Here is a 23,718-nt window from a genome sequence, read left to right as displayed (position 1 = left end):
CGGGCACGCCCGCTCCCACAGGGATAGCATCAAGTCAACAAGCGGCGCCGAACCTGTGGGAGCGGGTTCACCCGCGAAGAGGGCCTTACAGGCATAAAAAAACCCGGCACCGGGCCGGGTTTTTCGTTCAGGGCTGAATGACTCAGGCCTTGAAGGTCTTGCCTTCGAACTGTTCGGCAACGAAGGCCCAGTTGACCAGGTTCCAGAACGCCTCGACGTACTTCGGACGCAGGTTGCGGTAGTCGATGTAGTAGGCGTGTTCCCAGACGTCGCAGGTCAGCAGCGGGGTGTCACCGCTGGTCAGCGGGCAGCCGGCGCCGATGGTGCTGGCCAGGGCCAGGGAACCGTCAGCCTTCTTCACCAGCCAGCCCCAGCCGGAACCGAAGGTGCCAACCGAAGTCTTGGTGAACTCTTCCTTGAACTTGTCGAAGGAACCGAAAGCGGCGTTGATGGCGTCAGCCAGGGCACCGGTCGGCTGGCCACCGGCGTTTGGTGCCAGGCAGTTCCAGTAGAAGGTGTGGTTCCAGACTTGAGCGGCGTTGTTGAAGATGCCGCCCGAAGAGCTCTTGACGATCTCTTCCAGGGTCTTGCCTTCGAATTCGGTGCCTGGGACCAGGTTGTTCAGGTTCACGACATAGGTGTTGTGGTGCTTGTCGTGGTGATACTCCAGGGTTTCCTTGGAGATGTGCGGCTGCAGGGCATCGTGGGCGTACGGCAGCGGCGGCAATTCAAAAGCCATGGTGGATCTCCTGATTCAGGTCTGTTTGCGGTTTGCGCAAGGCCGATCACGGGCGGCCCGATGAGCGTCGGCGAGTTTGTACTCTTTGCGACGCAAGGGCTGGATCATAGCACCGGGCCCGGCGCATAACCACGCAACAAAGATAGGGAATAGAGGTTCCAGAGCGGTTGGGGCATACCGACCGGTGGCGTTCGCCGGAGTGTTTGTGTTGCCTGTGAGATCGAGCGCCGCCCGCGCGGCGCTTCGCGGGGCAAGCCCGCTCCCACATTTGTTGCAACGTGCCGAACCTGTCAGGCCATGGTTGCCTGCCTGGTTGCTCTTACCCGATTTCTCGACTGGCGCTGCTGCCGCCCCATCTGTCTCAAGTCATGCACCAAGGCGGACAACGCCTATCCCACAGGCATGGCCACGTTGCAACAAATGTGGGAGCGGGCTTGCCCCGCGAAGCGCCGCGCGGGCGGCGCTCGATCTCACAGGCAATAAAGATGCTGCGACCAGCCCATCGGTCAGTTGAAGATCAACTGCGCCGCCACCGCGAACATCATCACCGCCACCATCAGGTCGAGCATGCGCCAGGTCGCCGGCCGGGCCAGCCACGGCGCCAGCCAGGCCGCGCCGATCGCCAGGGTCGAGAACCACAGCAGCGAGGCACTGGCCGCCCCGGCCACGTAGGCACCAGGCGCAGCCTGCTGGGCGCCCAGTGAGCCGATCAGCAGCACCGTGTCGAGGTACACGTGCGGGTTCAGCAGGGTCACCGCCAAGGCACTGAGCAGTACCGCGCGGCGTGAGCGGGCACCTTGGCCTTGCTGGTGTTGCAGGCTTTGCTTGGAGCAGGCGCTGCGCAAAGCCTTGGCGCCGTACCAGATCAGGAACACCGCGCCACCCCAGCGGGCGATCGCCAGCAAGGTTGGGTTGTGCGCCAGCACAGTGGCCAGGCCGAACACTCCGGCAGCTACCAGGATGGCGTCACAGACGATGCACAGTGCCGCCACCGGCAAATGATGTTCGCGGCGCAAGCTCTGGGCGAGGACGAAGGCGTTCTGTGCACCGATGGCCATGATCAGGCCGAAGGCCACGAGCATGCCGTTGAGATAGCTTTGCCACATGGCGTGCTCTCCAAAGAAGCTAAAAGATGCTGGTCATTGTGATGAATCACGCTGTATAAGAAAAACAAATAAAGCTGATCCCTCATTAGGAAAATCGATGTTCGACTACAAGCTGCTGGCCGCCCTCGCCGCGGTGATCGAGCAGGGCGGTTTCGAACGCGCGGCGCAGGTGCTGGGCTTGTCGCAGTCGGCCATCTCCCAGCGCATCAAGCTGCTCGAGGCGCGGGTCGGTCAGCCGGTGCTGGTGCGTGCCACGCCGCCAAGCCCGACCGAAGTCGGCCGCCAGTTGCTGAACCATGTGCAGCAGGTGCGCCTGCTCGAACGCGACCTGCAGCGCCAGGTGCCGGCGCTGGACGAAGAGGGCATGCCGGAGCGCCTGCGGATTGCCATCAACGCTGACAGCCTGGCCACCTGGTGGGCCGGCGCAGTGGGCAAGTTCTGCGCACAGCAGAACGTGTTGACCGACCTGGTGGTGGAAGACCAGGAAGTGGGCCTGAAACGCATGCGTGCGGGCGAAGTGGCGGCCTGCCTGTGTGGCAGCGAGCGGCCGGTGGCCGGCGCGCGCAGCCTGCCACTGGGTGCCATGCGCTACCGCGCGCTGGCCAGCCCCGCGTTCATGGCGCGGCATTTTCCGCAGGGGTTCGCTGCCAGCCGCCTGGCCCGTACCCCTGCGATCGTTTACGGCCCGGACGATTTCCTGCAACACCGCTACCTGGCATCGCTGGGCATCGAGGACGGTTTCCTGCACCACTTGTGCCCATCGTCCGAAGGCTTCCTGCGCATGACCGAAGCGGGTCTGGGCTGGGGCCTGGTACCGGAACTGCAGGCACGCGAGCAACTGGCCAGCGGCCAGTTGGTGGAAATCTGCAGCGATACCCCCATCGATGTGCCGCTGTACTGGCATCATTGGCGCAATGGCGGGCAACTGCTCGCGCAACTGACCGACCACCTGCGGCACACCGCACGGCATTGGCTGGTGCCCTTGTAGCCACGGCTGGCGTCAGTTGCATCTGAAATCTGGCAAGACGGAGTCTTACATGCGAATTCTGGTCACCGGCGCGAGCGGCTTCATTGGCGGGCGCTTTGCGCGCTTTGCCCTGGAGCAGGGCCTGGACGTGCGGGTCAGCGGCCGTCGAGCCGAAGGGGTCGAGCACCTGGTCAAGCGCGGCGCCCAGTTCATCTCCGGCGACCTGGGTGATGCCGAACTGGCCCGCCGCCTGTGCCAGGGCGTCGATGCGGTGGTGCATTGTGCTGGCGCAGTGGGCAACTGGGGGCGCTATCAGGATTTCTACCAAGGCAATGTGGTGGTCACCGAAAACGTGGTCGAGGGCTGCTTGAAGGAGCACGTGCGACGCCTGGTACACCTGTCTTCGCCGTCGATCTACTTCAATGGCCGCTCGCGCCTGGACATCCGGGAAGACCAGGTGCCGCGCCGCTTTCACGACCACTACGGGCAAACCAAGCACATGGCCGAGCAGAAGGTATTCGGCGCCCAGGAGTTTGGCCTCGAGGTACTGGCACTGCGCCCACGCTTCGTCACTGGCGCGGGCGATGCCAGTATCTTCCCGCGGCTGATGCAGATGCAGCGCAAGGGGCGTGTGGCAATCATCGGCAACGGCCTTAACAAAGTCGATTTCACCAGCGTGCACAACCTCAACGAAGCGCTGCTCAGTGCCTTGTTCGTCGACGACCGGGCGCTGGGCCAGGCCTACAACATCAGCAACGGCCAGCCGTTGCCGCTGTGGGACGTGGTCAACTACGTGATGCGTCAGATGCAGCTGCCGCAGGTTACCCGTTACCGTTCCTACGGCCTGGGTTACAGCCTGGCCGCGCTGAACGAGGCGGCTTGCATGTTGTGGCCGGGGCGCCCGCAACCGACCCTGTCGCGCCTGGGGATGCAGGTGATGAGCCGCGATTTCACCCTGGATATCAGCCGTGCTCGACAGTACCTGGATTACCAGCCCAAGGTCAGCCTGTGGACGGCGCTGGATGAATTCTGCGCCTGGTGGAAGCATCAGCCGCCGGGGCAGTGAGGCCGCTCGGCCGACAATGGTCATCAACGCGCCGCGCTGGCGGTTTATACTCGTGCCTCTTTGCGACTACCGCGGTTGAATGTATCCATGCGTAACCATGCTCACGATGACTACGATGACGTGCCTACCCTGCGTGCCGGCACCCATGACGATGACGAACTGATGCCGGCGCACGTGGTGCGCAGCCGCCAGAAAGCCGCTCGCGGTGCCAGCACGGCGCCGCTCTGGGCATTGCTCGGCGCCTCGTTCATCGCCTTGGCGGGCCTTGGCTGGTGGAGCTTCCAGCAGATCTCGCTGATGGAGCAGCAGCTGGTGGCGACCCAGGAAAGCTTCGCCCGCATCAGCGAAGAAGCGGCGGGGCGCCTGCAAGCGATCAGTGGCAAGGTGGCGGCCAGCGAATCCGGCGCCACTACCAACAGCGAGGCGCTGAAGCTGCAATTGCGCCAGTTGCAGAAGGGCGTGGCCGGGCAGACCGGCGACCTGGGCAAGCGCCTTGAGCAGGTGCTGGCCGATACCCGTGAACAGCAGAAGGCCGTGACCGAGCTGCAAAGCCAGTTGCAGGCGCAGTTGAAGGCGGTGAATGGCGAACTGGCCGCATTGCGCTCGGGCCAGGTCGATGGGGGCAAGCTGGATACCCAGTTCAAGGGGCTGAACGAACAGGTCGCTGCGCTGAAGGCCGCGCAGGTCGATGGCGCCAAGCTGGATGGGCAGCTCAAGAGCCTGAGCAGCGAGGTGGCGGCGCTGAAGAAGCAGGGTAACCCGAGCGCGGCCATCCAGGGCCTGGAACAGGATATTCTGGTGCTCAAGAGCCAGATCGACAACCGCCCGGCCGCGGCGGCCTCCGGTGGTGCTTCGGTGCAGGAGTTCGATGCCTTCAGGGCACAGACGACCCGTAACCTGAATACCTTGCAGAGCCAGGTTCAGAACCTTCAGCAGCAGATCAATGCCCGGCCCTGAAACCACCTGAGCCTTCTTCGCGGGCACGCCCGCTCCCACAGGTACAGCGACAAGCTTGAAGATTGCGCTGATCCTGTGGGAGCGGGCGTGCCCGCGAATGGCCCTCAATCACAACCGCGGATAGTCGATGTACCCCACCGGCCCTTTGCCATAGAAAGTCTCCGGCCGCGCCTCGTTCAACGGCGCATCCGCCGCCAGCCGCGCCGGCAGGTCGGGGTTGGCGATGAACGGCACGCCAAACGCCACGGCGTCAGCCTTGCCACTGGCCAGGGCCGCATTGGCACTGGCCTTGTCAAACCGCTCATTGACGATGTACGGGCCACCGAACGCTTCCTTGATCAGCGGGCCGATACTGTCATCGGCTTCCTTTTCCCGCGAGCAGATGAAGGCAATACCCCGCTTGCCCAGCTCGCGGGCCACGTAGGTAAAGGTTTCGGCGCGGTCGGCATCGCCCATGTCATGGGCATCGGCACGCGGTGCCAGGTGCACGCCGACGCGGTTGGCGCCCCAAACCTCGATGGCTGCATCGGTCACTTCCAGCAGCAGCCGCGCACGGTTTTCCAGCGAGCCGCCGTAGCGGTCGGTGCGCTGGTTGGTGCTGCTCTGCAGGAACTGGTCGAGCAGGTAGCCGTTGGCACCGTGGATCTCTACGCCATCGAAACCGGCAGCCTTGGCATTCTCGGCGCCGCTGCGGTAGGCCTCGACGATGTCGATGATTTCTTCGGTTTCCAGCGCGCGCGGGGTGGGGTAGTCGCTGAGCGGGCGTACCAGGCTTACATGGCCTTTAGGCTGAATTGCACTGGGGGCTACCGGCAGCTCGCCGTTCAGGTAGCTGGGGTGGGAGATGCGGCCAACATGCCACAGCTGCAGGAAGATGCGCCCGCCGGCGGCATGCACGGCCTTGGTCACATTGTTCCAGCCACGCACCTGCTCGTCGTTCCAGATACCGGGGGTATCCGGGTAGCCGACGCCCATGGCGCTGACCGAGGTCGCCTCGCTGAGGATCAGCCCGGCGCTGGCGCGCTGCACGTAGTACTCGGCCATCAGCGCGTTGGGTACGCGGCCTTCGTCGGCCCGGCAGCGGGTGAGCGGGGCCATGATGATGCGGTTGGGCAGTTGCAGGTCGCCCAGGGTGATCGGATCGAAAAGCGTGGTCATGACGGTTACCTGCCTGTTCAGAGTGCTTGGCGCAGTTGTTCGAGAAACGCCTGGATGGTGGCTTCGTTGCGTTTGAAGAAGTGCCATTGGCCGATCTTCTGGCTGCTGATCAGCCCGGCGCGCTGCAGGGTGGCCAGGTGGGCGGAGACGGTTGACTGCGAGAGGCCGCAGCGTTGGTCGATCTGCCCGGCACACACACCGTTCTCGGTGCTGTGGTACTGGTCGGGGAATTGCGTCGCCGGGTCCTTCAGCCAGCTGAGGATTTCTCGCCTGACCGGGTGGGCCAGCGCTTTTATGATTTCGTCGAGATCGAGAGGCATGGGTTGAGGCTCGTTGTAGCGGTATATCGCGATGGAGCGAAATGTAAATCGCGCTTTGCCGATATACCAATACCAAGAGGTTCTGAGCTCAGTATGAATCGCTATATCGCGTTATAACGATATGCTGGCTGGCGGTGCTAGACTGCGCTGATGAACTACCTCGCACACCTGCACCTGGGCGGCCCGGCGCCGCAACAACTGCTTGGCAGTCTGTATGGCGATTTTGTCAAAGGCTCACTGGAAGGGCGCTTCCCACCTGCGCTGGAGGCGGCCATCCGGCTGCACCGGCATATCGACAGCTATACCGACCAGCACCCGTTGGTGTTGGCGGCGCTGGCGCGTTTTCCACGGGAGCGGCGGCGCTTTGCCGGCATCGTTCTGGATGTGTTTTTCGACCATTGCCTGGCGCGGCATTGGCGGGATTATGCCGAGCAGCCGCTGGAGCAGTTCACTGGGGCCTTTTATCGGGTATTGCTGGCGGAGCCCGAGTTGCCGGGGCGGCTGGCGCGGATTGCGCCGTTCATGGCAGCGGATGACTGGTTGGGGGCGTATGGCGACTTTGCCACGCTGGAGCAGGTGTTCAACGGCATCGCCCGGCGCTTGTCGCGGCCGGAAGGGATGGTTGGGGTGATGGGGGAGCTGGAGCGGTTGTATGAGCCATTGTTGGCGGACTTCAGGGCGTTTTATCCACAGTTGCAGGCCTTTGCTGCGGCTGGCCGGTTGTCTGGCAGTTAGTGCCGGGTTGGCATTGCTGGCCTCTTCGCGGGTAAACCCGCTCCCACAGGACACCACAGGCCTCAGGATGAGTGCCATCCCTGTGGCTCCCACAGCTATACCACAGACCTCAGGACTGCTATTGCAGTGGCTCCCACGGGTACACCACAGAACTCAGGATGAGCGCGGTCCCTGTGGGAGCGGGTTCACCCGCGAAAGGGCCAGAACAGGCAGTGCAACAATTCAGGCAGCCCGCGCCTGCCGCCTTGGCGCCAGCTCGACTTCTCCAACCCCGAACAACGCCAGGTGAATCGCCTGCTGCGCCTGCAGCGCCAGCACCGCTCGCTCCTTGCCCACGCTGCCGATCGGCTGCAACAGGTGAATGCACACCTCGCCCCGCGGCAGGGCAAACAGGCGCATCAGGTGCGACACCAGGTCATCGTCACCAATGAACGGCGCAATCGGGTCGATCTGGCCTTCACGCAGGTACTGGATGGCCACCGGCTGCACCGCCACGCCACGGTCGATGGCGCCTGCCAGCAGGCGGCCATGGAAGGTGCGCAGGGTACGGCCGCTGGTGGTGGTGCCTTCCGGGAAGATCAGCAGTGGCCGGGCAAGGCCCAGTTGCCCGGCGATCTGCTCGCGCAGGCGCTGGCTGTCGCCCCCGCCACGGCGGATGAACAGAGTGCCTGCCTTTTCCGCCAGCCAGCCGGCCACCGGCCAATGGCGCACTTCGGCCTTGGACAGGAACGACAGCGGCAGCAGCATGCCGAGCAGGGGGATATCGGTCCAGGACACGTGGTTGCTGACCCACAGCATCGGCCGCTGCGGCAGCTCGCCGATCACCCGCACATCGAAGGGCAAGGCAGTGACCAGGCGCTTCATGAACAGGCAGGTCCAGCGTTGGCGGCGCTCTATGGGCGCCTTGAACCCCAGGCGTTCGCCCAGGGCAATCACGCTGGCCATCAGCATGCCCAGCAGCAGTACATGCAGCAGTCGAGTCAGGCGGGCCATTACCCGCAGCTTCGGCATCAGACCGCTGCCTTGAAGTGGCGGGCGTAGCGTGGGCACAGTTCGTCGCGCTTGAGCAGGATGAACACGTCGGCCACCTGGAAGTCTTCGTCCCAGCATGGCTCGCCGCAGATCTTCGCGCCCAGGCGCATGTACGCCTTGAGCAGCGGTGGCATTTCGGCAATGACGTTGTTCGGCAGGGGCAAGTTGGGCAACGGGTTCTTTGGCTCGGCGCGCAGGTGCTCGGTGCACAAGTAGCGGTCACGCAGGCGCTGCATCACCGCGTGGGCCTGTACCCCGCCATCCTGCATGGGGATGCTGGCGCAGCCCATCAGGTAGCTGTAGCGGCCTTCGTTGAGCACTTCGGCCAGTTCGCCCCAGAGCACGGCGATGGTGCCGCCGTTGCGGTAGTCGGGGGCTACGCAGGTACGGCCCAGCTCCAGGATCGGGCCCTGCAGCTGCAACAGCCCGTGCAGGCTGAATTCTTCTTCGCTATAGAAGCGGCCCAGGCTGCTGGCGGCCTGATGGTCCAGCAGGCGGGTGGTGGCAACCAGCTCACCGGTGTTCAGGTCGCGTACGCCAATGTGGCGGCAGTGCACGTCGTAGTCGTCCATGTCCAGGCCTTGCTCGGCTCCTTTGAGCTTGGCCTTGAATTCGGCGCTGAACACTTTGTAGCGCAGGGCCTGGGCTTCCTGCAGGGCCGCGGCGCCAACCAGGCGTTCGGCTTGCAGACGGCGTTCGGTGCTGTTGTCGCCAGCGTGAGCGATCCGAGTCATTACGAGTCTCCATAAGCCAGCCATGAAGGGTTGCGGCCGGTCGGCTTTGTTGTGCAAAGTCAGCCTAGGTAGATGGGGTGTCACCCCTGTGAATCTTTGGTGATGCTTGCGTGACACCCCCCTGAGCCTCAACTGAAAGCCCTTCAGCAAGGAGCCGACCGATGGCCTGGTTGCAACGACTCAACGACCCGCTTCGCCAAGCGCTGGCGGGCACCCTGGGCGAAACCTATGCCGCCCTGCTCGAACGCCTTGGCCCGGTTGCCCCGTTCGAACTGGCGGTGCTCGGCGGGCGCGCGATGAGCACCCCGGGCCTGGCCTTCCTGGTCGGCTACCAGGCCGCCTTGCGCGTGCTGTGGCCCAGTGCCCCACCCAGCCTCGGTGCCCTGTGTGCCACCGAACGGCGCAGCGTGCGGCCGGCGGACATGCACACGCGCCTGGACGGCTTGCGGCTGAGCGGCAGCAAGGATTTCGTCACCGCAGGCCTGGAGGCGGAATGGTTGTTGGTGGCGGCACGCTGCGAGGCGACTGGGGCGGCACCACAATTGAGCCTGGCGGTGGTCTACCCCGGGGAGCCCGGTGTGACGCTGGAAGCGCTGCCTACCCTGCCGCTGATGCCGGAGGTGGGTCATGGGCGACTGGTGCTGGAGCAGGCGGCGTGCGAGTTGCTGGCCGGTGATGGCTGGGATGCCTATGTGAAGCCGTTCCGTTCGCTGGAGGACTTGTATGTGCTTACGGCGTTGACGGCCTGGCTGTATGGCGTGGGGCAGGAGTGCGCCTGGCCACAGGCCCTGCGCCTGCAGTTGCTTGGGCTGCTGGCCGGGTGTGCCGAAGGTAGCCGGCAGTGCGCCGATAGCGTTGGCTGCCATTTGTTGCTGGGGGGATTGTTTGCACAGTTCCAGGCGCTGCGAGGGGAGATCGATGCTGCGTTGGCGGCGGGGCCGGCGCAGTGGGCGCAGATCTGGCAGCGTGACCAGGGGGTGATGGCGCTGGCGGCGGCGGCGCGGGAGAAGCGGCTGAACAAGGCTTGGGCTGCTGCGGGATTGTCATGAATGCCTGATAGGTTTGTGTGATCCGATGAATCCTGGGGCCGCTTTGCGGCCCTTTCGCGACACAAGGCCGCTCCTACAGGGGACCGCGTCAAGTTCAGGTTGACGCTGTACCTGTAGGAGCGGCCTTGTGTCGCGATAGGGCTGCGCAGCGGCCCCAAAGACGGCGATCACGATGAAGGTACTGTTGATCATACTGACAATGGTTGCGGGTTGTGCCCGGGCCGAAGACTGGCCCGAGCCCGACTGGCCGATCGATAGCCCCCCCCTCGACTGGCAAGCCGTCGACGCCTACGCCTTCCCCGCACACACCACCCCCGAACGCAGCGGCATCCGCACCGACGCCCTGCTGATCATCCGCGACGGCCGTATCCTTCACGAACGCTACGCCGCCCCCAGCACCGCCGCCACCGCCCACCTCACTTGGTCGATCAGCAAGAGCGTACTCGCCACGCTATTGGGCGTAGCCCAGGGCGAAGGCCGCTTCCAGCTGCAAGATCCGGTCGCCCGTTTCTACCCGGCCATGCACGCCCACCCTGGCGTGCGCATGGCCGACCTGCTGCATTGGGCCAGCGGCCTGGACTGGCAGGAAGACTACGAGTACGCCCCGCTCAAGTCCTCGGTGGTGGCCATGCTGTATACCCGTGGCCGCGAGGACATGGCGGCGTATACGGCCGCGCGGGAAGCGGTGGCCAGCCCGGGCCAGCGGTTTCTCTATTCCAGTGGCGACAGCAACCTGCTGGCCGCCGCGCTGCGTGGCATGCTCGATGCCGGTCAGTACCGCGACTACCCCTGGCATGCGCTGTTCACCCCTTTGGGCATCGACAGCGCGGTATGGGAGCGGGACCGCGCGGGAACCTACGTGGGCTCGTCCTACCTGTACCTCAGCGCTCGCGACCTGGCGCGCATCGGCCTGCTGATGCAGCGTGACGGGCGCTGGCAGGGGCGGCAATTGCTGCCCAAGCCCTGGATGGCGTTCAACCGCACGCCGTTTGCCGGGGCCGAAGCGCTGCCCGGTGAGGCCAACCCCGGTGGCCATTGGTGGCTCAACCAGCCGCTGGCCGAGGCTGCACGGCCTTGGCCGAGTGCGCCCGCAGACACCTATGCAGCCCTTGGCCACTGGGGCCAGGCGCTATACGTGCTGCCCGCGCAAAAGCTGGTCATCGTGCGTTATGCCAATGACCGCGACAGCAGCTACCAGCACGACGAACTGCTCAAGCGGATACTCGCGGTTCTGGCCGGGGAGGGGACATGAAGCGGGTACTGCTGGTTGTATTGCTGGGGGTGGTGTACTGGGCCTGGTACGAACGCCAGGCCTTGGCAGACTTCCCCGGCATTCTTTCGGCCTACTCGGCCAAGGAATATTGCTCGTGCCGCTTCGTCATGGGTTTCGAGCCGGCGTATTGCCAAGGCTATGTGAAGCAATGGCTGCCGCTGAGCTTGCTTGCGGAAGACAGCCAACAGCGGCAGGTCACCGCCGAAGGCCTGGGCCGACGCAACCAGGCCGCCTGGCAAGGCCCACGCGAGGGCTGCCGCTTGCTGCCGTGAAGGCGGGCGGGTAAGGTTGGCGGCCTGGTTTCACGAGATCTGTCATGTTCAAGCTGCCCCGCCTGCTACCCGCCCTGTTACTGGCTTTTTGCCTGCCCGCCCATGCCAACTGGCACCTCGATGGCGAGTCTTCGCGCCTTTCGTTCATTACCGGCAAGAACGGTAACACCGCCGAAGTGCACCGGTTCCTGGTGCTGCATGGCACGGTCGACCGCAAGGGTGTGGCTGGGTTGAGCATCGAGATGGACTCGGTGAGCAGCGGTATTCCGCTGCGTGACGAACGCATGCGCGAGGACCTGTTCGAGGTCGAGCGCTTTGCCGAAGCCAAGGTGCAGGCGCAACTGGACCTGCGGCCGATCAACGACCTGGCCAATGGTGCCCAGATCGAACTGCGCCTGCCGCTGACCGTGACCCTGCATGGCCAGTCGCACAGCTACAACGCCTTGCTGCTGGCCACCCGCCTGGACGAGCGACGCTTCCAGGTGGTGACCCTCGAGCCCTTGGTGCTGCGCGCCGAGGATTTCGGCCTGCTGCCGGGGCTGCAACGCCTGCGCAAGTTCGCCGGGCTCAAGTCCATCAACCCGTCGGTGCCGGTTAGCGCGGTGCTGATCTTCACCGCCCGCTGACATGCCGGGGCCGGTCTTTCCCTGGCGGGATGGCAACCAGTTCGAACTGCTGATCGACGGCCCCGAGTTTTTTCCGCGCATGCTCCTGGCGATCGTGCGCGCCGAGTTTCAGGTCGACCTGGAGCTGTACCTGGTCGAGGCCGGTGACTGCGCGGATGCGGTGGTCGAAGCGCTGGAGCAGGCTGCCCGACGCGGCGTGCGGGTGCGCTGCCTGTTCGACGACTATGGCTCGCTGGCTTTCAACAGCAAGTTGCGTCAGCGCCTGCTGGACGCAGGTGTGTACCTGCGCTGGTACAACCGCCTGCGCTGGAAGCGTGGCCTGCGCAACCTGTACCGCGATCACCGCAAGTTGCTGCTGGTGGACGAGCGCTGGGCAGTGGTGGGCGGCACGGGTGTCACCGACGAGTTCTGGACGCCGGGTGAGGCGACCAGTGAGTGGCACGAGGTGATGGTGCAGATGCAGGGGCCGGTAGTGAGCGACTGGCAGTTGCTGTTCGATCGCCAGTGGCACGCCAACAACCGTCGTACCGCCTGGCGCCCCGCCGAGGGCTTTGGCCTGCCGCGCCTGCCCAAGGTGCCTGCGCAGGGGCAGGGCATGGGCCGGGTGGCTTATGCCGACGCCCGCCAGCACCAGGACATCCTGCATTCGCTGGTGCGGGCGATCAACAGCGGCAAGCAGCGAGTCTGGTTGGCCACACCTTATTTCCTGCCGACCTGGAGCGTGCGCCGGTCGCTGCGCCGGGCCGCCGGTAAAGGGGTCGATGTACGGCTGCTGCTGACCGGGCCACGCACCGATCACCCATCGGTACGTTACGCCGGGCACCGCTATTACCCGCGTTTGTTGCGCGCAGGGGTACGCATCTACGAGTACCAGCCGTGTTTCCTGCACCTGAAGATGGTGCTGATCGACGACTGGGTCAGTATCGGCTCGTGCAACTTCGATCACTGGAACCTGCGCTTCAACCTCGAAGCCAATATCGAGGCCCTCGACCCGCCTCTGACGGCAGCCGTGCAGGCCAGTTTCGAGCGTGATTTCGCCTTGAGCGAGGTAGTCGACCTGAGCCACTGGAATGCCCGGCCGCTGTGGCGCCGGATGAAGCAGCGGTTGTGGGGTTGGCTGGACCGGTTGGTGGTCAACCTGCTCGACCGTCGTGACTGAGACCGGCTATCGTGCAGTGACTGTCTCAAGGCAATCGAAGGAGTGGGTGCGATGACGGCGAAGAAAATTCTCATGTTGGTCGGTGACTACGTCGAAGATTACGAGGTCATGGTGCCGTTCCAGGCGCTGAGCATGGTCGGGCATACCGTGCATGCGGTATGCCCGGAAAAGGTCGCGGGGCAGACCGTGCGTACCGCGATTCATGACTTCGAGGGCGAACAGACCTACAGCGAAAAGCCGGGGCACAATTTTGCCCTGAATTACGATTTCGTGCGGGTGCGTGCCGAGGGGTATGACGCGTTGCTGATCCCCGGTGGCCGGGCACCGGAGTACCTGCGTCTGGATGAAAAGGTGCTGGAGCTGGTGCGGGCGTTCGACCAGGCCGGCAAGCCGATTGCGGCGGTGTGCCATGGTGCCCAGCTGTTGGCGGCGGCGGGTGTGCTGGAGGGGCGCGAATGCAGTGCGTACCCGGCGTGTGCGCCGGAAGTGCGGCTGGCGGGCGGCACGTTCATCGATATCGCGGTGGACCAGGCGCATGTGGACGGCAACCTTGTGACGGCACCGGCATGGCCGGCGCATCCGGCGTGGCTGGCGGCATTCCTCAAGGTGCTTGGTACCCGCATCTCCTGATCGGGCCTCTTCGCGGGTAAACCCGCTCCCACAGGGATTGCACAGGTTTTTGGAATTTGTGGCGACCTTGTGGGAGCGGGTTTACCCGCGAAGAGGTCAGTACAGGCAATACACCCCTGCCAGGCTCAACCTACCTGCTCGACCCAGTCATTGAGGTTGTAGTAGTTGGTCACCCGGGCAATCTTCCCGCAATGGATATAGAAGAACGCCCCCGCCGGCAGCACATAGGTCTGCCCGTTGGCCGCCGGCAACCCTTCGTCATCGGCCAGATATTCCCCATGCACGGTGAATTCCGCCGCCGCGCGGCTGCCGTCGGCGTTCTGCATCACCACGATGTCGGCCAGGCGCTCGCGGTAACAGCGGTTCATCTTGTCCATGAACGCTGCAAACCGGGCCTTGCCCATCTGCCGCTCGCCCTGGTTGATGTCGTGGATCACATCCTCGCTGAGCAGGGCGAGAAAGGCCGGCATGTCGCCAGCGTTGAAGGCGGCGTAGTAAGCATTTACCAGTTCGGTAGCGGTCATGGAACAATACCTGTCGTGGAGGGAAAAGGCGGGTCGTTGCTCCGGATGATAGGGTTTCCCCTCAAGCCCGGCTTAGCCGAGCGCGTCATCCACATCGACAAAACGACCGCCAAGCATGGAAATACGCCTGTTGCACGGCGCCGCTATCGCGCCTTACATCGATGACCTCGCTCGCCTGCGCCTTACCGTGTTCCGCGAGTTTCCCTACCTTTATGACGGCACCCCGGAGTACGAGGCCGACTACCTGGCCACCTATGCCCGCTCCGGGCGCAGCCTGGTGGTACTGGCGCTGGACCACGGCAAGGTGGTCGGCGCCTCCACCGGCCTGCCGCTGGTGGATGTCGCCCCCGAGTTCCAGCAGCCGTTCCTGGCCCAGGGGCGCGACCCGGCCAGCGTGTACTACTTCGGTGAATCGGTGGTACTGCCCGAGTACCGTGGCCAAGGCCTGGGGGTGCGCTTTTTCATCGAGCGCGAGTCCTACGCACACAAACTGGCCGAGTTCGATTACTGCGCGTTCTGCGCGGTCGAACGGCCAGGCGTGCATCCACGGCGGCCAGCGGACTACAAGCCATTGCATGGCTTCTGGCGTAACCGCGGCTTCCTGCATGACCCGTCGCTGCGCACCAGCTACGCCTGGCGCGACCTGGACGAGCAGGAGAGTTCTGACAAGCTGATGTCGTTCTGGCTCAAGGAACTGCCGATATGATCCGCCTGGCGGCCTGCCAGTACGCTATCGAGCTGCATGAAACCTGGGAGGCCTACGCCGACCACCTGCAAGGACTGTGCGCCGAGGCGGTGGACGCGGGGGCCCGCCTGCTGCTGTTGCCAGAGTACGCCGGGCTGGTACTCAGCGGGCAGCTGAATGCCGAGCAACGGGGTGACCTGAAGGCCTCCATCGCCGATATCCAGCCGTTGATCGAGCCCTGGAAGGCCTTGTGCGAGGGCCTCGCCCGGCGCTGGGGTATCTACCTGCAACCAGGTAGCGTACCGGTACTGGACAGCGATGGGCGCTACCGCAACCGTGCCTGGCTGTTCGGCCCCAACGGTGTGCTGGGCTACCAGGACAAACTGATGATGACCCGTTTCGAGCGGGAGCAGTGGGACATAGCCGCGGGCCAGGGGCTGCAGGTGTTTGACACCGAACTGGGGCGCCTGGGGATCCTGATCTGCTACGACAACGAATTCCCGATGCTGGCCCGGTGCCTGGCCGAGGGTGGTGCCGACCTGATCCTTGCACCAAGTTGCACCGACACCGAGGCGGGTTACCACCGGGTGCGCATTGGCGCGCAGGCGCGGGCGCTGGAGAACCAGATTGCGGTGTTGCAGAGCCCTACTGTCGGGCTGGCGCCGTGGTCGCCGGCGCTGGACGAGAATATCGGCCGGGCAGGGTTGTTCGTGCCGCCGGACCATGGGATGCCGGGGGATGGGGTGGTGGCGCTGAGTGAAGAGCTGAGTCCGGTTTGCAGCCAGTGGCTGGTGTGTGAGGTGGATCTGGAAGAGGTGCGGCGGGTGAGGCGGGAAGGGCAGGTGTTTACCCGCAGGGACTGGCCGGAGCAGTTCGAAAGAATTGTGTAGAACAGGGCGGCCTCTTCGCGGGTGAACCCGCTCCCACAGGTATCGCGCAGCCTTGAGGCTTGTGCTGTCCCTGTGGGAGCGGGTTTACCCGCGAAAAAGGCGACGCTGTTACATCAGGCTTACTTCACTTCGACTGCCAGGCTCTGGGCGATCTTGCTCTGCCACAGGGCAGGGCCAGTGATGTGTACCGACTCACCGTTGCTGTCCACGGCGACGGTCACCGGCATGTCCTTGACCTCGAACTCGTAGATCGCTTCCATGCCCAGCTCGGCGAAGGCCAGGACCTTCGACTTGCGGATGGCCTGGGCCACCAGGTAGGCGGCGCCGCCGACGGCCATCAGGTACACGGCCTTGTTGTCCTTGATCGCTTCGATGGCGGTGGGGCCGCGCTCGGACTTGCCGATCATGCCCAGCAGGCCGGTCTGCTCGAGGATCTGGCGGGTGAACTTGTCCATGCGGGTGGCGGTGGTCGGGCCAGCTGGGCCTACCACTTCGTCACCGACCGGGTCGACCGGGCCGACGTAGTAGATGAAGCGGCCTTTCAGGTCCACCGGCAGCTCTTCGCCACGGTTGAGCATTTCGACCATGCGCTTGTGCGCGGCATCGCGGCCGGTCAGCATCTTGCCGTTGAGCAGGATGGTTTCGCCTGGCTTCCAGCTGGCGACTTCTTCCGGGGTGATGGCGTCGAGGTTGACGCGACGGGCGCTCGGGCCGGCTTCCCAGACGATTTCCGGGTAGGCGTCCAGCGACGGCGCTTCCAGCTCGGCCGGGCCGGAGCCATCGAGCACGAAGTGGGCGTGGCGGGTGGCGGCGCAGTTGGGGATCATGCACACCGGCAGCGAAGCGGCGTGGGTCGGGTAGTCCATGATCTTCACGTCGAGCACGGTGGTCAGGCCACCCAGGCCCTGGGCGCCGATGCCCAGCTGGTTGACCTTCTCGAACAGCTCCAGGCGGATTTCTTCCAGACGGTTCTGCGGGCCACGGGCTTTCAGTTCGTGGATGTCGATGGACTCCATCAACACTTCCTTGGCCATCACGGCGGCTTTCTCGGCAGTACCGCCGATGCCGATGCCGAGCATGCCAGGCGGGCACCAGCCAGCGCCCATGGTCGGGACGGTCTTCAGTACCCAGTCGACGATCGAGTCGGATGGGTTGAGCATGGCCATCTTCGACTTGTTCTCCGAGCCGCCGCCCTTGGCTGCGACATCGACCTCGACCTTGTCGCCGGGAACGATGGAGTAGTGGATCACTGCCGGGGTGTTGTCCTTGGTGTTCTTGCGGGCACCGGCCGGGTCGGCCAGGATCGAGGCGCGCAGGACGTTTTCAGGCAGGTTGTAGGCGCGACGCACACCTTCGTTGATCATGTCGTCGACGCTCAGGGTGGCGCCGTCCCAGCGCACGTCCATGCCCACGCGCACGAACACGGTGACGATACCGGTGTCCTGGCAGATCGGGCGGTGGCCGGTGGCGCACATGCGCGAGTTGATCAGGATCTGGGCGATGGAATCGCGGGCAGCGGGCGATTCTTCACGCAGATAGGCCTCGTGCATGGCCTGGATGAAATCGACGGGGTGGTAGTACGAGATGAATTGCAGGGCGTCGGCGACGCTCTGAATCAGGTCGTCTTGCTTGATCACGGTCATGCAGCGCGCTCCTCTTAAAGACGGGAACATTCATATAGACGCTCGACGGTGCCGACCAGCGTGTCGAAACGCCTTGCAAAGGCGCGCCGGCAGCATGGCCGACGCAAAAGGGCGCGGCAGTATAGCGTGCCTCACCGTGTGAAACACCTGCGAGTGGTCTGGACCATGGTCGGCAGGGGGCAGGCATTGTTCTTGCTGGCTCGCTGAAGAGATAGGATGCTTTGGAAGGGGCTGCTCTGCAGCCCATCGCCGGCAAGCCAGCTCCCACAGGATTGCACCATGCCTGAGGTTTGCACATTACCTGTGGGAGCTGGCTTGCCGGCGAATAGGGCGCAAAGCGCCCCCAGAAAATCAACAGCTGGAAGAGATAGCTGACAATGCCCGAACTTTGCGTAGGCGAGCGCCGCTGGGCGGTGCCGACCGGCAGCAACCTGCTCGATGCCTTGAATGATGCCGGGCTGAACGTGCCCTACAGTTGCCGCGCCGGCAGTTGCCATGCCTGCCTGGTGCACTGCCTGGCCGGGCAACCGCTGGACGCCTTGCCCCAGGCCTTGGCGCAGGACAAGCACGCCCAGGGCTGGCGCCTGGCCTGCCAGTGCCAGGTAGTCGAAGACCTGTGCCTGGCGCTGTTCGACCCGCAGCAGGATGGCGTGCCGGCGCAGGTGTGTGCCCTGGACTGGTTCGGCGATGTGCTGCGGGTGCGGTTACGTCCCGAACGGGCAATGCGTTACCAGGCGGGGCAGCATGTGGTGCTGTGGAATGGCACGGTAGCGCGGCCTTACTCCTTGGCCAGCCTGCCGGGCGAAGATGATTTTCTCGAGTTCCATATCGACTGTCAGCGCCCCGGTGCCTTTTGTGACAGGGCCCGTGGCTTGCAACTGGGTGATGTGCTGCGCCTGGGCGAGCTCAGGGGTGGGGCCTTGCATTACGACCCGGACTGGCAGCAGCGGCCGCTGTGGTTGCTGGCGGCGGGGACCGGGCTGGCGCCGTTGTGGGGCATCTTGCGCGAGGCATTGCGGCAGGGGCACCAAGGGGAAATCAGGGTGATGCATGTGGCGCGCGAGGGCGCCGGGCATTATCTGGCCGAGCCGTTGCGAGAGATGGCGGGTGTGAATGTCGAGTTGGTACTGGCAGAGCAGTTGGATGAAGCGTTGGCCGGGCTGCGGCCGTCATCGCGCCAGACGGTAGCGCTGGTGTGCGGGGCACCGGGGACTGTCGAGCGGTTTGCCCGACGGCTGTTCATTGCAGGGGTGCCACGAGGGCAAGTGTTTGCCGATGTGTTTGTCGAGCATGCCTGAGGCATGTGTGTTGCCTGGGCTGGCCTGTTCGCGGGTAAACCCGCTCCCACAGGGTTAGTGGCAGGCCTGGGGCTAGCGCTGTACCTGTGGGAGCGGGTTCACCCGCGAAGGGCCGCAGAGCAGCCCTCTATGGAGCAGATCAACCGACCAGCGGATCACCGACATGCAGGATCTTCATGCCATTGGTGCCACCGATGGTGTGGTAGCTGTCACCCTTGGTCAGGATGACCCAGTCACCTTGCTCAACCAGGCCACGCTTGAGCAGTTCGTCGACGGCCGCCTGGCTCACCTTGTCGGCCGGCAGCGAAGCCGGGTCGAAGGCGATCGGGTAGACGCCACGGAACATGTTGGCGCGTGCCTGGGTGGCGCGGTGCGGCGACAGCGCGAAGATCGGCACGTGCGAACGCAGGCGCGACATGATCAGCGGGGTATAGCCACTTTCGGTCAGGGCGATGATCGCCTTCACGCCCGGGAAGTGGTTGGCGGTGTACATGGCCGCCAGGGCGATGCTTTCGTCGCAACGCTCGAAGGTGGTGTGCAGGCGGTGGCTGGACTTCTGGCTGGTCGGGTGCTTTTCGGCACCCAGGCAGATGCGGGCCATGGCCTGGACGGCTTCGATCGGGTAGGAGCCAGCGGCGCTTTCGGCCGACAGCATCACCGCGTCGGTGTTGTCCAGCACGGCGTTGGCCACGTCGGACACTTCGGCGCGGGTCGGCATCGGGTTCTGGATCATCGACTCCATCATCTGGGTCGCCACGATCACCGCCTTGTTGTTGCGGCGGGCGTGCTGGATGATCTTCTTCTGGATGGCGATCAGCTCGGCGTCACCGATTTCCACGCCCAGGTCGCCACGGGCAACCATCACGGCGTCGGAGGCGAGGATCAGCTTGTCGAGGGTCTCGTCGTCGGCCACCGCTTCGGCGCGTTCGATCTTGGCCACCAGCCAGGCACTGCCGCCAGCTTCGTCACGCAGCTTGCGTGCGTATTCCATGTCGCTGGCGTCACGCGGGAAGGACACGGCCAGGTAGTCCAGGTCCATTTCCGCGGCCAGCTTGATGTCGGCCTTGTCCTTCTCGGTCAGGGCCGGTGCGGTCAGGCCGCCGCCTTTACGGTTGATACCCTTGTGGTCCGACAGCGGGCCACCGATGATCACCACGCAGTGCAGGGCATCCGCGGTGGCGGTTTCGACGCGCATCACCACACGGCCATCGTCGAGCAGCAATTCGTCACCAACGCCGCAGTCCTTGACCAGGTCGGGGTAGTCGATACCGACGATGTCCTGGTTGCCTTCGGTCAGCGGGTGGGCAGTGGAGAAGGTGAACTTGTCACCGATCTTCAATTCGATGCGCTTGTTGGCGAACTTGGCGATGCGGATCTTCGGACCCTGCAGGTCGCCCAGCAGTGCAACATGGCGGCCGTTCTTGGCGGCGATTTCACGGATCAGGCGCGCGCGGGCCTTGTGCTCGTCCGGAGTGCCGTGGGAGAAGTTCAGGCGTGCCACGTCCAGGCCGGCGAGGATCAGCTGTTCGATCACTTCCGGCGAGTTGCTGGCGGGGCCAAGGGTGGCGACGATTTTGGTACGGCGGATGCTCATGCACAGACTCCTATAGTGAAGCGCAGCGAAAGGCTACTCCTGAATCTCGCTGTAGTCATTGTTCCGTTGCACTACCTGCGACCAAGGCAGGGTGGCATTTGAACGGGCAGGGTATCCTTGCAAAAGGGTGTGAAGATTTGCCGGCAAAGGCCGATACACTGGCATCAAAGGAGACCCCCATGCGAGCCCTGATCGTTTTAGCCCTGGCGGCCAGCGCCGTCGGCTGCACCCGCTGGTCCATGGACCACCACCTGAACAATGCCTACCGCGCCTACGACCGTGGCGATTGCGCGCGGGTCATGCTCGAGCTGTCACAGGTCGACCGCACCAGCCGTGCGCGACCGTTCATCCACCCCGAGGTGTCGCTGCTGCGCGGCCAGTGCCTGGAGCGCCAGGCGTTGTACGTGGATGCCGCGCAGACCTACCAGTACCTGATCCAGCAGTACCCGGGCAACGAATACGCCTATCGCGCCCAGGCGCGCCTGCAGACTCTGGATAAACTCGGCCATTTGCGCGGCGCCGAAGCCGCCGTGGCCACCCCGGCAAGCGCCGCACCTTGGCGTTAACACCAAGGTGCATTTTATTTAACAGGATTTGCCGCGTGCACTGGGCTAATCTGTAACTCAGCTGTTACAACAACCGCCAGTTCCACGTATTCCTGGCTCCGGATACGGACTGCAATCGCGATCATGTTCAACAAGCGCCACATCGAACGCCATCAACTGCCTTGTGTCCTGCAGGTGTTCAACCGCTGTACCGGTCAGCTGATCGGCCAGCTGGGCAATGCTTCCGAGGACGGGCTCATGCTGATCAGCCAGTTGCCTGTGCTGGTCGGGCCCGATTACGACTTGCAGTTGCGTCTGCCGCTGGTCGGGGGCGGGCATCAGTTCGTCAACCTCACCGCCAGTTGCCTGTGGTGCCGCGAAGACCAGACGCCGGGGCATTACGATTCCGGCTTCATGCTGCTGCAGACCCCTCGCGAGTACGACGAATTCGTCCGCTCGTTGCGCGACTTTTTCAGCTTCAACCCGGCCAACGCTTCCGTCTGAGTCTGCGCATCCTGGCTCAGGCCAGAATCGCGCTAGAATCGGGTCGACCTCGATACAGGACGACCCCGTGACCTCCAGCATTTTCTGGCACGACTACGAAACCACCGGCATCAACCCGCGCTGTGACCGGCCGCTACAGGTGGCCGGCGTGCGCACCGACTTCGACCTCAACGAAATCGACGAGCCGATCAGCCTTTATTGCCGGCCCTCCGACGATATCCTGCCGCACCCGGCCGCCTGCCTGGTGACCGGTATTACCCCGCAACTGCTGGCCGAGCAGGGCTTGTGCGAAGCCGAGTTCATGACCCGGGTACATGCGCAACTGGCGCACCCTGGCACCTGCGGTGCTGGCTACAACACCCTGCGCTTCGACGACGAAGTGACCCGCTACAGCCTGTACCGCAACTTTTTCGACCCTTACGCGCGCGAGTGGCAGGGCGGCAACAGCCGCTGGGACCTGATCGACATCGTGCGCACGGCCTACGCATTGCGCCCGGACGGCATCGAGTGGCCGCAACAGGACGGGCGCACCAGCCTGCGCCTGGAACTGCTGAGCAAGGCCAATGGCATCGACCACGGGCATGCTCACGAGGCGCTTTCCGACGTGCGGGCAACCATCGCCCTGGCCCGCCTGATCCGTCAGAAACAGCCCAAGTTGTATGACTGGCTGTTCCAGTTGCGCAGCAAGCATAAAGTGATGGAGCAGATCCGTTTGTTGCAGCCTCTGGTGCATATATCCGGGCGCTTCTCGGCGGCACGCAATTACCTTGGTGTCGTATTGCCATTGGCTTGGCACCCGCATAATCGCAATGCACTGATTGTGTGCGACCTGCATCAGGAAGCCCTACCGTTGTTACGGGATAGTGCTGAAGTTCTACGCCAGCGTTTGTATACCCGCCATGAAGAACTGGCCGAAGGCGAATTACCCGTTCCGCTCAAATTGGTGCAGATCAATCGCTGCCCGGTACTGGCACCACTTTCGGTATTGCGCCCGGCCGATCAACGACGGCTGGGTCTGGACTTGACGTTGTTACAATTGCGCGGCGAAGAATTGGCCAAGCAACAGGCGCAATGGCAAGACAAGCTGGAACACATCTATGGCAAGGAAGACTTCGCCTTGAGCGAAGACCCGGAACAACAGTTGTATGACGGTTTTCTGAGGGACCGTGACCGCCGCTTGTGCGAGCAAGTTCGTGCACTGGAACCGGCTCAGTTGGGCCGTGGGCAATGGATGTTCGATGACCCGCGCCTGCCTGAACTGTTGTTCCGCTATCGGGCGCGCAACTTCCCCGAGACCTTGACCGGCGAAGAGCGGCAGCGCTGGTTCAGCTTCTGCCAGCAGCGCCTGAGCGACCCGCGGTGGGGCGCGCCGAATACGTTGGGCGACTTCGAACAGGCGCGGCAGCAGGCCTGGGAGGGCGCCGACGAGGCGGGGCGGCGTGTGCTGGAGGCGTGGCAGGTACATGCTCGGCAGTTGCAGGGACAGTTTGCAATTGGCTGAGCGCTGACACAAAACGCGGGCAAACAAAAACGCCGGCAATATGCCGGCGTTCTTGTTGCGACAAGCAGCAGGCGTGTGCGGACAATCAGTCCAGCAGGGTCGCCCAGCTTTCAACCACATCGCCACCCCACTTGGCTTTCCATTCTTTCAGGGTCTTGTGGTTGCCGCCTTTGGTTTCGATCACTTCATTGTTGTGCGGGTTCTTGTATTGCTTGACCTTGCGCGCACGCTTGGTGGCGGTAGTCTTGACCGCACCACGAGGTGCCTTGCTCAGTTTCGACTCTGGGTCGAGCAGGGCAATCACGTCGCGCAGCGACTTGGAGTATTCGCCCATCAGTGTGCGCAGTTTGCCTTCGAACTCCAGTTCTTTCTTCAGCTTGTCATCCTGCGACAGGTTGGCCAGGCGGGCCTGAAGTTCCTTGATGGCTTCTTCGGTAGCGCGGTACTCGTTGATCAGGGACATGGAGTGTTCCTTAATGCGTGTTCAGAAATGTGTGGGGCAATAATAGACAGGCAATACTCGCAAGTAAACATATTGTTGGGCAATTAACTGTTAACTAAGCTGTGACAACCATTTTCAAGGTGAACAAAAATTTACAATTAACCCTGCATTTCGTCATGTCTGTCAGAGAATGTCCGCAGTGCGTCTCATCAGGATCGCAGGCCACTGCCGCTGCGATCAATACTGCGTTTTTCCTGGCGGGCCGCTAG

The 23,718-nt window shown here is 63.8% G+C and carries 26 protein-coding genes; 16 read left to right on the top strand and 10 right to left on the bottom strand.

Features of this window, described 5'->3' with window-relative positions:
* Positions 1–142: 142 nt before the first annotated feature.
* Both RIN61_RS06650 and RIN61_RS06645 read right to left on the bottom strand, forming a co-directional pair.
* Entirely contained in the window at positions 143–739 is a 597-nt protein-coding gene (locus RIN61_RS06650; RefSeq protein ID WP_013974076.1) for a superoxide dismutase, read from the bottom strand.
* Positions 740–1,245: 506 nt separating this feature from the next.
* A complete protein-coding gene (locus RIN61_RS06645) occupies positions 1,246–1,845 on the bottom strand; it encodes a LysE/ArgO family amino acid transporter (protein WP_133975233.1) in 600 nt (199 codons plus the stop codon).
* A gap of 97 nt (positions 1,846–1,942) precedes the next feature.
* Here RIN61_RS06645 and RIN61_RS06640 point away from each other — a divergent pair, with 97 nt between their 5' ends.
* The 3 genes from RIN61_RS06640 (at position 1,943) to RIN61_RS06630 (ending at position 4,835) form a co-directional block, all read left to right on the top strand.
* Complete coding sequence (locus RIN61_RS06640) at positions 1,943–2,833, top strand: LysR family transcriptional regulator ArgP (RefSeq protein WP_112250364.1); 891 nt, start codon at positions 1,943–1,945, stop codon at positions 2,831–2,833.
* Between the two features lie 49 nt (positions 2,834–2,882).
* Complete coding sequence (locus tag RIN61_RS06635) at positions 2,883–3,878, top strand: NAD-dependent epimerase/dehydratase family protein (RefSeq protein ID WP_112250366.1); 996 nt, start codon at positions 2,883–2,885, stop codon at positions 3,876–3,878.
* Positions 3,879–3,965: 87 nt separating this feature from the next.
* Positions 3,966–4,835, top strand: a complete 870-nt coding sequence (locus RIN61_RS06630; protein WP_207879800.1) for an ATPase — start codon at positions 3,966–3,968, stop codon at positions 4,833–4,835.
* Positions 4,836–4,943: 108 nt separating this feature from the next.
* Here RIN61_RS06630 and RIN61_RS06625 read toward each other — a convergent pair whose 3' ends face one another.
* Positions 4,944–5,993, bottom strand: a complete 1,050-nt coding sequence (locus RIN61_RS06625) for an alkene reductase (RefSeq protein ID WP_015271676.1) — start codon at positions 5,991–5,993, stop codon at positions 4,944–4,946.
* Positions 5,994–6,010: 17 nt separating this feature from the next.
* Entirely contained in the window at positions 6,011–6,313 is a 303-nt protein-coding gene (locus RIN61_RS06620) for an ArsR/SmtB family transcription factor (RefSeq protein ID WP_003258229.1), read from the bottom strand.
* Positions 6,314–6,463: 150 nt separating this feature from the next.
* Here RIN61_RS06620 and RIN61_RS06615 point away from each other — a divergent pair, with 150 nt between their 5' ends.
* Positions 6,464–7,048 carry an acyl carrier protein phosphodiesterase gene (locus tag RIN61_RS06615; protein WP_112250370.1) on the top strand — a complete coding sequence of 195 codons (585 nt, stop codon included), beginning with the start codon at positions 6,464–6,466 and terminating at the stop codon, positions 7,046–7,048.
* A gap of 222 nt (positions 7,049–7,270) precedes the next feature.
* Here RIN61_RS06615 and RIN61_RS06610 read toward each other — a convergent pair whose 3' ends face one another.
* The gene (locus tag RIN61_RS06610) at positions 7,271–8,059 is read right to left on the bottom strand and encodes a lysophospholipid acyltransferase family protein (RefSeq protein ID WP_313856362.1); all 789 of its coding nucleotides are present in this window, start codon (positions 8,057–8,059) and stop codon (positions 7,271–7,273) included.
* A complete protein-coding gene (gene olsB / locus RIN61_RS06605; RefSeq protein WP_207879941.1) occupies positions 8,059–8,814 on the bottom strand; it encodes an L-ornithine N(alpha)-acyltransferase in 756 nt (251 codons plus the stop codon). The genes RIN61_RS06610 and olsB overlap by 1 nt, the downstream gene beginning before the upstream one ends.
* Positions 8,815–8,975: 161 nt before the next feature.
* Between olsB and RIN61_RS06600 the strand changes: the two genes are divergently transcribed.
* The 6 genes from RIN61_RS06600 to RIN61_RS06575 all read left to right on the top strand — a co-directional run bounded on the left by RIN61_RS06600 (position 8,976) and on the right by RIN61_RS06575 (position 13,823).
* Positions 8,976–9,863, top strand: coding sequence for an acyl-CoA dehydrogenase middle domain-containing protein (locus RIN61_RS06600; RefSeq protein ID WP_112250376.1), 888 nt, complete (start codon positions 8,976–8,978; stop codon positions 9,861–9,863).
* A gap of 172 nt (positions 9,864–10,035) precedes the next feature.
* Entirely contained in the window at positions 10,036–11,115 is a 1,080-nt protein-coding gene (locus RIN61_RS06595; RefSeq protein WP_313856356.1) for a serine hydrolase domain-containing protein, read from the top strand.
* Positions 11,112–11,408, top strand: coding sequence for an amidase (locus RIN61_RS06590; RefSeq protein WP_207879947.1), 297 nt, complete (start codon positions 11,112–11,114; stop codon positions 11,406–11,408). The genes RIN61_RS06595 and RIN61_RS06590 overlap by 4 nt, the downstream gene beginning before the upstream one ends.
* 44 nt (positions 11,409–11,452) lie before the next feature.
* Complete coding sequence (locus tag RIN61_RS06585) at positions 11,453–12,034, top strand: YceI family protein (protein WP_013974065.1); 582 nt, start codon at positions 11,453–11,455, stop codon at positions 12,032–12,034.
* 1 nt (position 12,035) lies between these two features.
* Positions 12,036–13,193, top strand: a complete 1,158-nt coding sequence (locus RIN61_RS06580; RefSeq protein WP_207879951.1) for a phospholipase D-like domain-containing protein — start codon at positions 12,036–12,038, stop codon at positions 13,191–13,193.
* A gap of 51 nt (positions 13,194–13,244) precedes the next feature.
* Entirely contained in the window at positions 13,245–13,823 is a 579-nt protein-coding gene (locus RIN61_RS06575) for a DJ-1/PfpI family protein (protein ID WP_112250384.1), read from the top strand.
* Positions 13,824–13,948: 125 nt separating this feature from the next.
* Here the strand turns inward: RIN61_RS06575 and RIN61_RS06570 are convergent, their stop codons facing one another.
* Positions 13,949–14,347 (bottom strand): nuclear transport factor 2 family protein, encoded by a 399-nt coding sequence (locus tag RIN61_RS06570; RefSeq protein ID WP_015271666.1) that lies wholly within the window; start codon positions 14,345–14,347, stop codon positions 13,949–13,951.
* Between the two features lie 115 nt (positions 14,348–14,462).
* Here RIN61_RS06570 and RIN61_RS06565 point away from each other — a divergent pair, with 115 nt between their 5' ends.
* A complete protein-coding gene (locus tag RIN61_RS06565) occupies positions 14,463–15,053 on the top strand; it encodes a GNAT family N-acetyltransferase (protein WP_112250386.1) in 591 nt (196 codons plus the stop codon).
* Entirely contained in the window at positions 15,050–15,922 is an 873-nt protein-coding gene (locus RIN61_RS06560) for a carbon-nitrogen hydrolase family protein (protein WP_112250388.1), read from the top strand. Before RIN61_RS06565 ends, RIN61_RS06560 begins: the two co-directional genes overlap by 4 nt.
* Positions 15,923–16,041: 119 nt before the next feature.
* Here RIN61_RS06560 and RIN61_RS06555 read toward each other — a convergent pair whose 3' ends face one another.
* Complete coding sequence (locus RIN61_RS06555) at positions 16,042–17,565, bottom strand: fumarate hydratase (protein WP_112250390.1); 1,524 nt, start codon at positions 17,563–17,565, stop codon at positions 16,042–16,044.
* A 377-nt stretch (positions 17,566–17,942) separates the two neighbouring features.
* On the opposite strand from RIN61_RS06555, the gene RIN61_RS06550 reads away from it, so the two are divergent.
* Positions 17,943–18,863 carry an iron-sulfur-binding ferredoxin reductase gene (locus RIN61_RS06550; RefSeq protein ID WP_313856347.1) on the top strand — a complete coding sequence of 307 codons (921 nt, stop codon included), beginning with the start codon at positions 17,943–17,945 and terminating at the stop codon, positions 18,861–18,863.
* 139 nt (positions 18,864–19,002) lie between these two features.
* Here the strand turns inward: RIN61_RS06550 and pyk are convergent, their stop codons facing one another.
* Positions 19,003–20,457, bottom strand: a complete 1,455-nt coding sequence (gene pyk, locus RIN61_RS06545) for a pyruvate kinase (RefSeq protein ID WP_112250396.1) — start codon at positions 20,455–20,457, stop codon at positions 19,003–19,005.
* A gap of 179 nt (positions 20,458–20,636) precedes the next feature.
* Between pyk and RIN61_RS06540 the strand changes: the two genes are divergently transcribed.
* The 3 genes from RIN61_RS06540 (at position 20,637) to sbcB (ending at position 23,007) form a co-directional block, all read left to right on the top strand.
* On the top strand, positions 20,637–21,023 hold the full coding sequence (locus RIN61_RS06540) for a tol-pal system YbgF family protein (protein ID WP_252378671.1): 387 nt from the start codon (positions 20,637–20,639) through the stop codon (positions 21,021–21,023).
* 123 nt (positions 21,024–21,146) lie between these two features.
* The gene (locus tag RIN61_RS06535; protein ID WP_112250400.1) at positions 21,147–21,506 is read left to right on the top strand and encodes a PilZ domain-containing protein; all 360 of its coding nucleotides are present in this window, start codon (positions 21,147–21,149) and stop codon (positions 21,504–21,506) included.
* Between the two features lie 67 nt (positions 21,507–21,573).
* On the top strand, positions 21,574–23,007 hold the full coding sequence (gene sbcB, locus RIN61_RS06530; RefSeq protein WP_313856341.1) for an exodeoxyribonuclease I: 1,434 nt from the start codon (positions 21,574–21,576) through the stop codon (positions 23,005–23,007).
* An 85-nt stretch (positions 23,008–23,092) separates the two neighbouring features.
* Here sbcB and mvaT read toward each other — a convergent pair whose 3' ends face one another.
* On the bottom strand, positions 23,093–23,470 hold the full coding sequence (mvaT, locus tag RIN61_RS06525; RefSeq protein ID WP_003259590.1) for a histone-like nucleoid-structuring protein MvaT: 378 nt from the start codon (positions 23,468–23,470) through the stop codon (positions 23,093–23,095).
* Positions 23,471–23,718 lie beyond the last annotated feature (248 nt).

Source organism: Pseudomonas inefficax (assembly GCF_032164165.1).
GTDB lineage: Bacteria > Pseudomonadota > Gammaproteobacteria > Pseudomonadales > Pseudomonadaceae > Aquipseudomonas > Aquipseudomonas inefficax.
Note: the sequence above shows the minus strand (reverse complement) of the source record. Positions and strands in the feature narration are given on the sequence as shown.

What these genes read in the sequence shown, in the direction of transcription:
- RIN61_RS06625 (WP_015271676.1), bottom strand. Translation starts at nt 5,993, where the DNA reads ATGACCACGCTTTTCGATCCGATCACCCTGGGCGACCTGCAACTGCCC.
- RIN61_RS06595 (WP_313856356.1), top strand. Translation starts at nt 10,036, where the DNA reads ATGAAGGTACTGTTGATCATACTGACAATGGTTGCGGGTTGTGCCCGG.
- RIN61_RS06645 (WP_133975233.1), bottom strand. Translation starts at nt 1,845, where the DNA reads ATGTGGCAAAGCTATCTCAACGGCATGCTCGTGGCCTTCGGCCTGATC.
- RIN61_RS06565 (WP_112250386.1), top strand. Translation starts at nt 14,463, where the DNA reads ATGGAAATACGCCTGTTGCACGGCGCCGCTATCGCGCCTTACATCGAT.
- RIN61_RS06585 (WP_013974065.1), top strand. Translation starts at nt 11,453, where the DNA reads ATGTTCAAGCTGCCCCGCCTGCTACCCGCCCTGTTACTGGCTTTTTGC.
- olsB (WP_207879941.1), bottom strand. Translation starts at nt 8,814, where the DNA reads ATGACTCGGATCGCTCACGCTGGCGACAACAGCACCGAACGCCGTCTG.
- RIN61_RS06560 (WP_112250388.1), top strand. Translation starts at nt 15,050, where the DNA reads ATGATCCGCCTGGCGGCCTGCCAGTACGCTATCGAGCTGCATGAAACC.
- pyk (WP_112250396.1), bottom strand. Translation starts at nt 20,457, where the DNA reads ATGAGCATCCGCCGTACCAAAATCGTCGCCACCCTTGGCCCCGCCAGC.
- RIN61_RS06535 (WP_112250400.1), top strand. Translation starts at nt 21,147, where the DNA reads ATGTTCAACAAGCGCCACATCGAACGCCATCAACTGCCTTGTGTCCTG.
- RIN61_RS06590 (WP_207879947.1), top strand. Translation starts at nt 11,112, where the DNA reads ATGAAGCGGGTACTGCTGGTTGTATTGCTGGGGGTGGTGTACTGGGCC.
- RIN61_RS06615 (WP_112250370.1), top strand. Translation starts at nt 6,464, where the DNA reads ATGAACTACCTCGCACACCTGCACCTGGGCGGCCCGGCGCCGCAACAA.
- RIN61_RS06570 (WP_015271666.1), bottom strand. Translation starts at nt 14,347, where the DNA reads ATGACCGCTACCGAACTGGTAAATGCTTACTACGCCGCCTTCAACGCT.
- RIN61_RS06550 (WP_313856347.1), top strand. Translation starts at nt 17,943, where the DNA reads ATGCCCGAACTTTGCGTAGGCGAGCGCCGCTGGGCGGTGCCGACCGGC.
- RIN61_RS06600 (WP_112250376.1), top strand. Translation starts at nt 8,976, where the DNA reads ATGGCCTGGTTGCAACGACTCAACGACCCGCTTCGCCAAGCGCTGGCG.
- RIN61_RS06555 (WP_112250390.1), bottom strand. Translation starts at nt 17,565, where the DNA reads ATGACCGTGATCAAGCAAGACGACCTGATTCAGAGCGTCGCCGACGCC.
- RIN61_RS06640 (WP_112250364.1), top strand. Translation starts at nt 1,943, where the DNA reads ATGTTCGACTACAAGCTGCTGGCCGCCCTCGCCGCGGTGATCGAGCAG.
- mvaT (WP_003259590.1), bottom strand. Translation starts at nt 23,470, where the DNA reads ATGTCCCTGATCAACGAGTACCGCGCTACCGAAGAAGCCATCAAGGAA.
- RIN61_RS06650 (WP_013974076.1), bottom strand. Translation starts at nt 739, where the DNA reads ATGGCTTTTGAATTGCCGCCGCTGCCGTACGCCCACGATGCCCTGCAG.
- RIN61_RS06635 (WP_112250366.1), top strand. Translation starts at nt 2,883, where the DNA reads ATGCGAATTCTGGTCACCGGCGCGAGCGGCTTCATTGGCGGGCGCTTT.
- RIN61_RS06540 (WP_252378671.1), top strand. Translation starts at nt 20,637, where the DNA reads ATGCGAGCCCTGATCGTTTTAGCCCTGGCGGCCAGCGCCGTCGGCTGC.
- RIN61_RS06575 (WP_112250384.1), top strand. Translation starts at nt 13,245, where the DNA reads ATGACGGCGAAGAAAATTCTCATGTTGGTCGGTGACTACGTCGAAGAT.
- RIN61_RS06620 (WP_003258229.1), bottom strand. Translation starts at nt 6,313, where the DNA reads ATGCCTCTCGATCTCGACGAAATCATAAAAGCGCTGGCCCACCCGGTC.
- RIN61_RS06610 (WP_313856362.1), bottom strand. Translation starts at nt 8,059, where the DNA reads ATGCCGAAGCTGCGGGTAATGGCCCGCCTGACTCGACTGCTGCATGTA.
- RIN61_RS06580 (WP_207879951.1), top strand. Translation starts at nt 12,036, where the DNA reads ATGCCGGGGCCGGTCTTTCCCTGGCGGGATGGCAACCAGTTCGAACTG.
- RIN61_RS06630 (WP_207879800.1), top strand. Translation starts at nt 3,966, where the DNA reads ATGCGTAACCATGCTCACGATGACTACGATGACGTGCCTACCCTGCGT.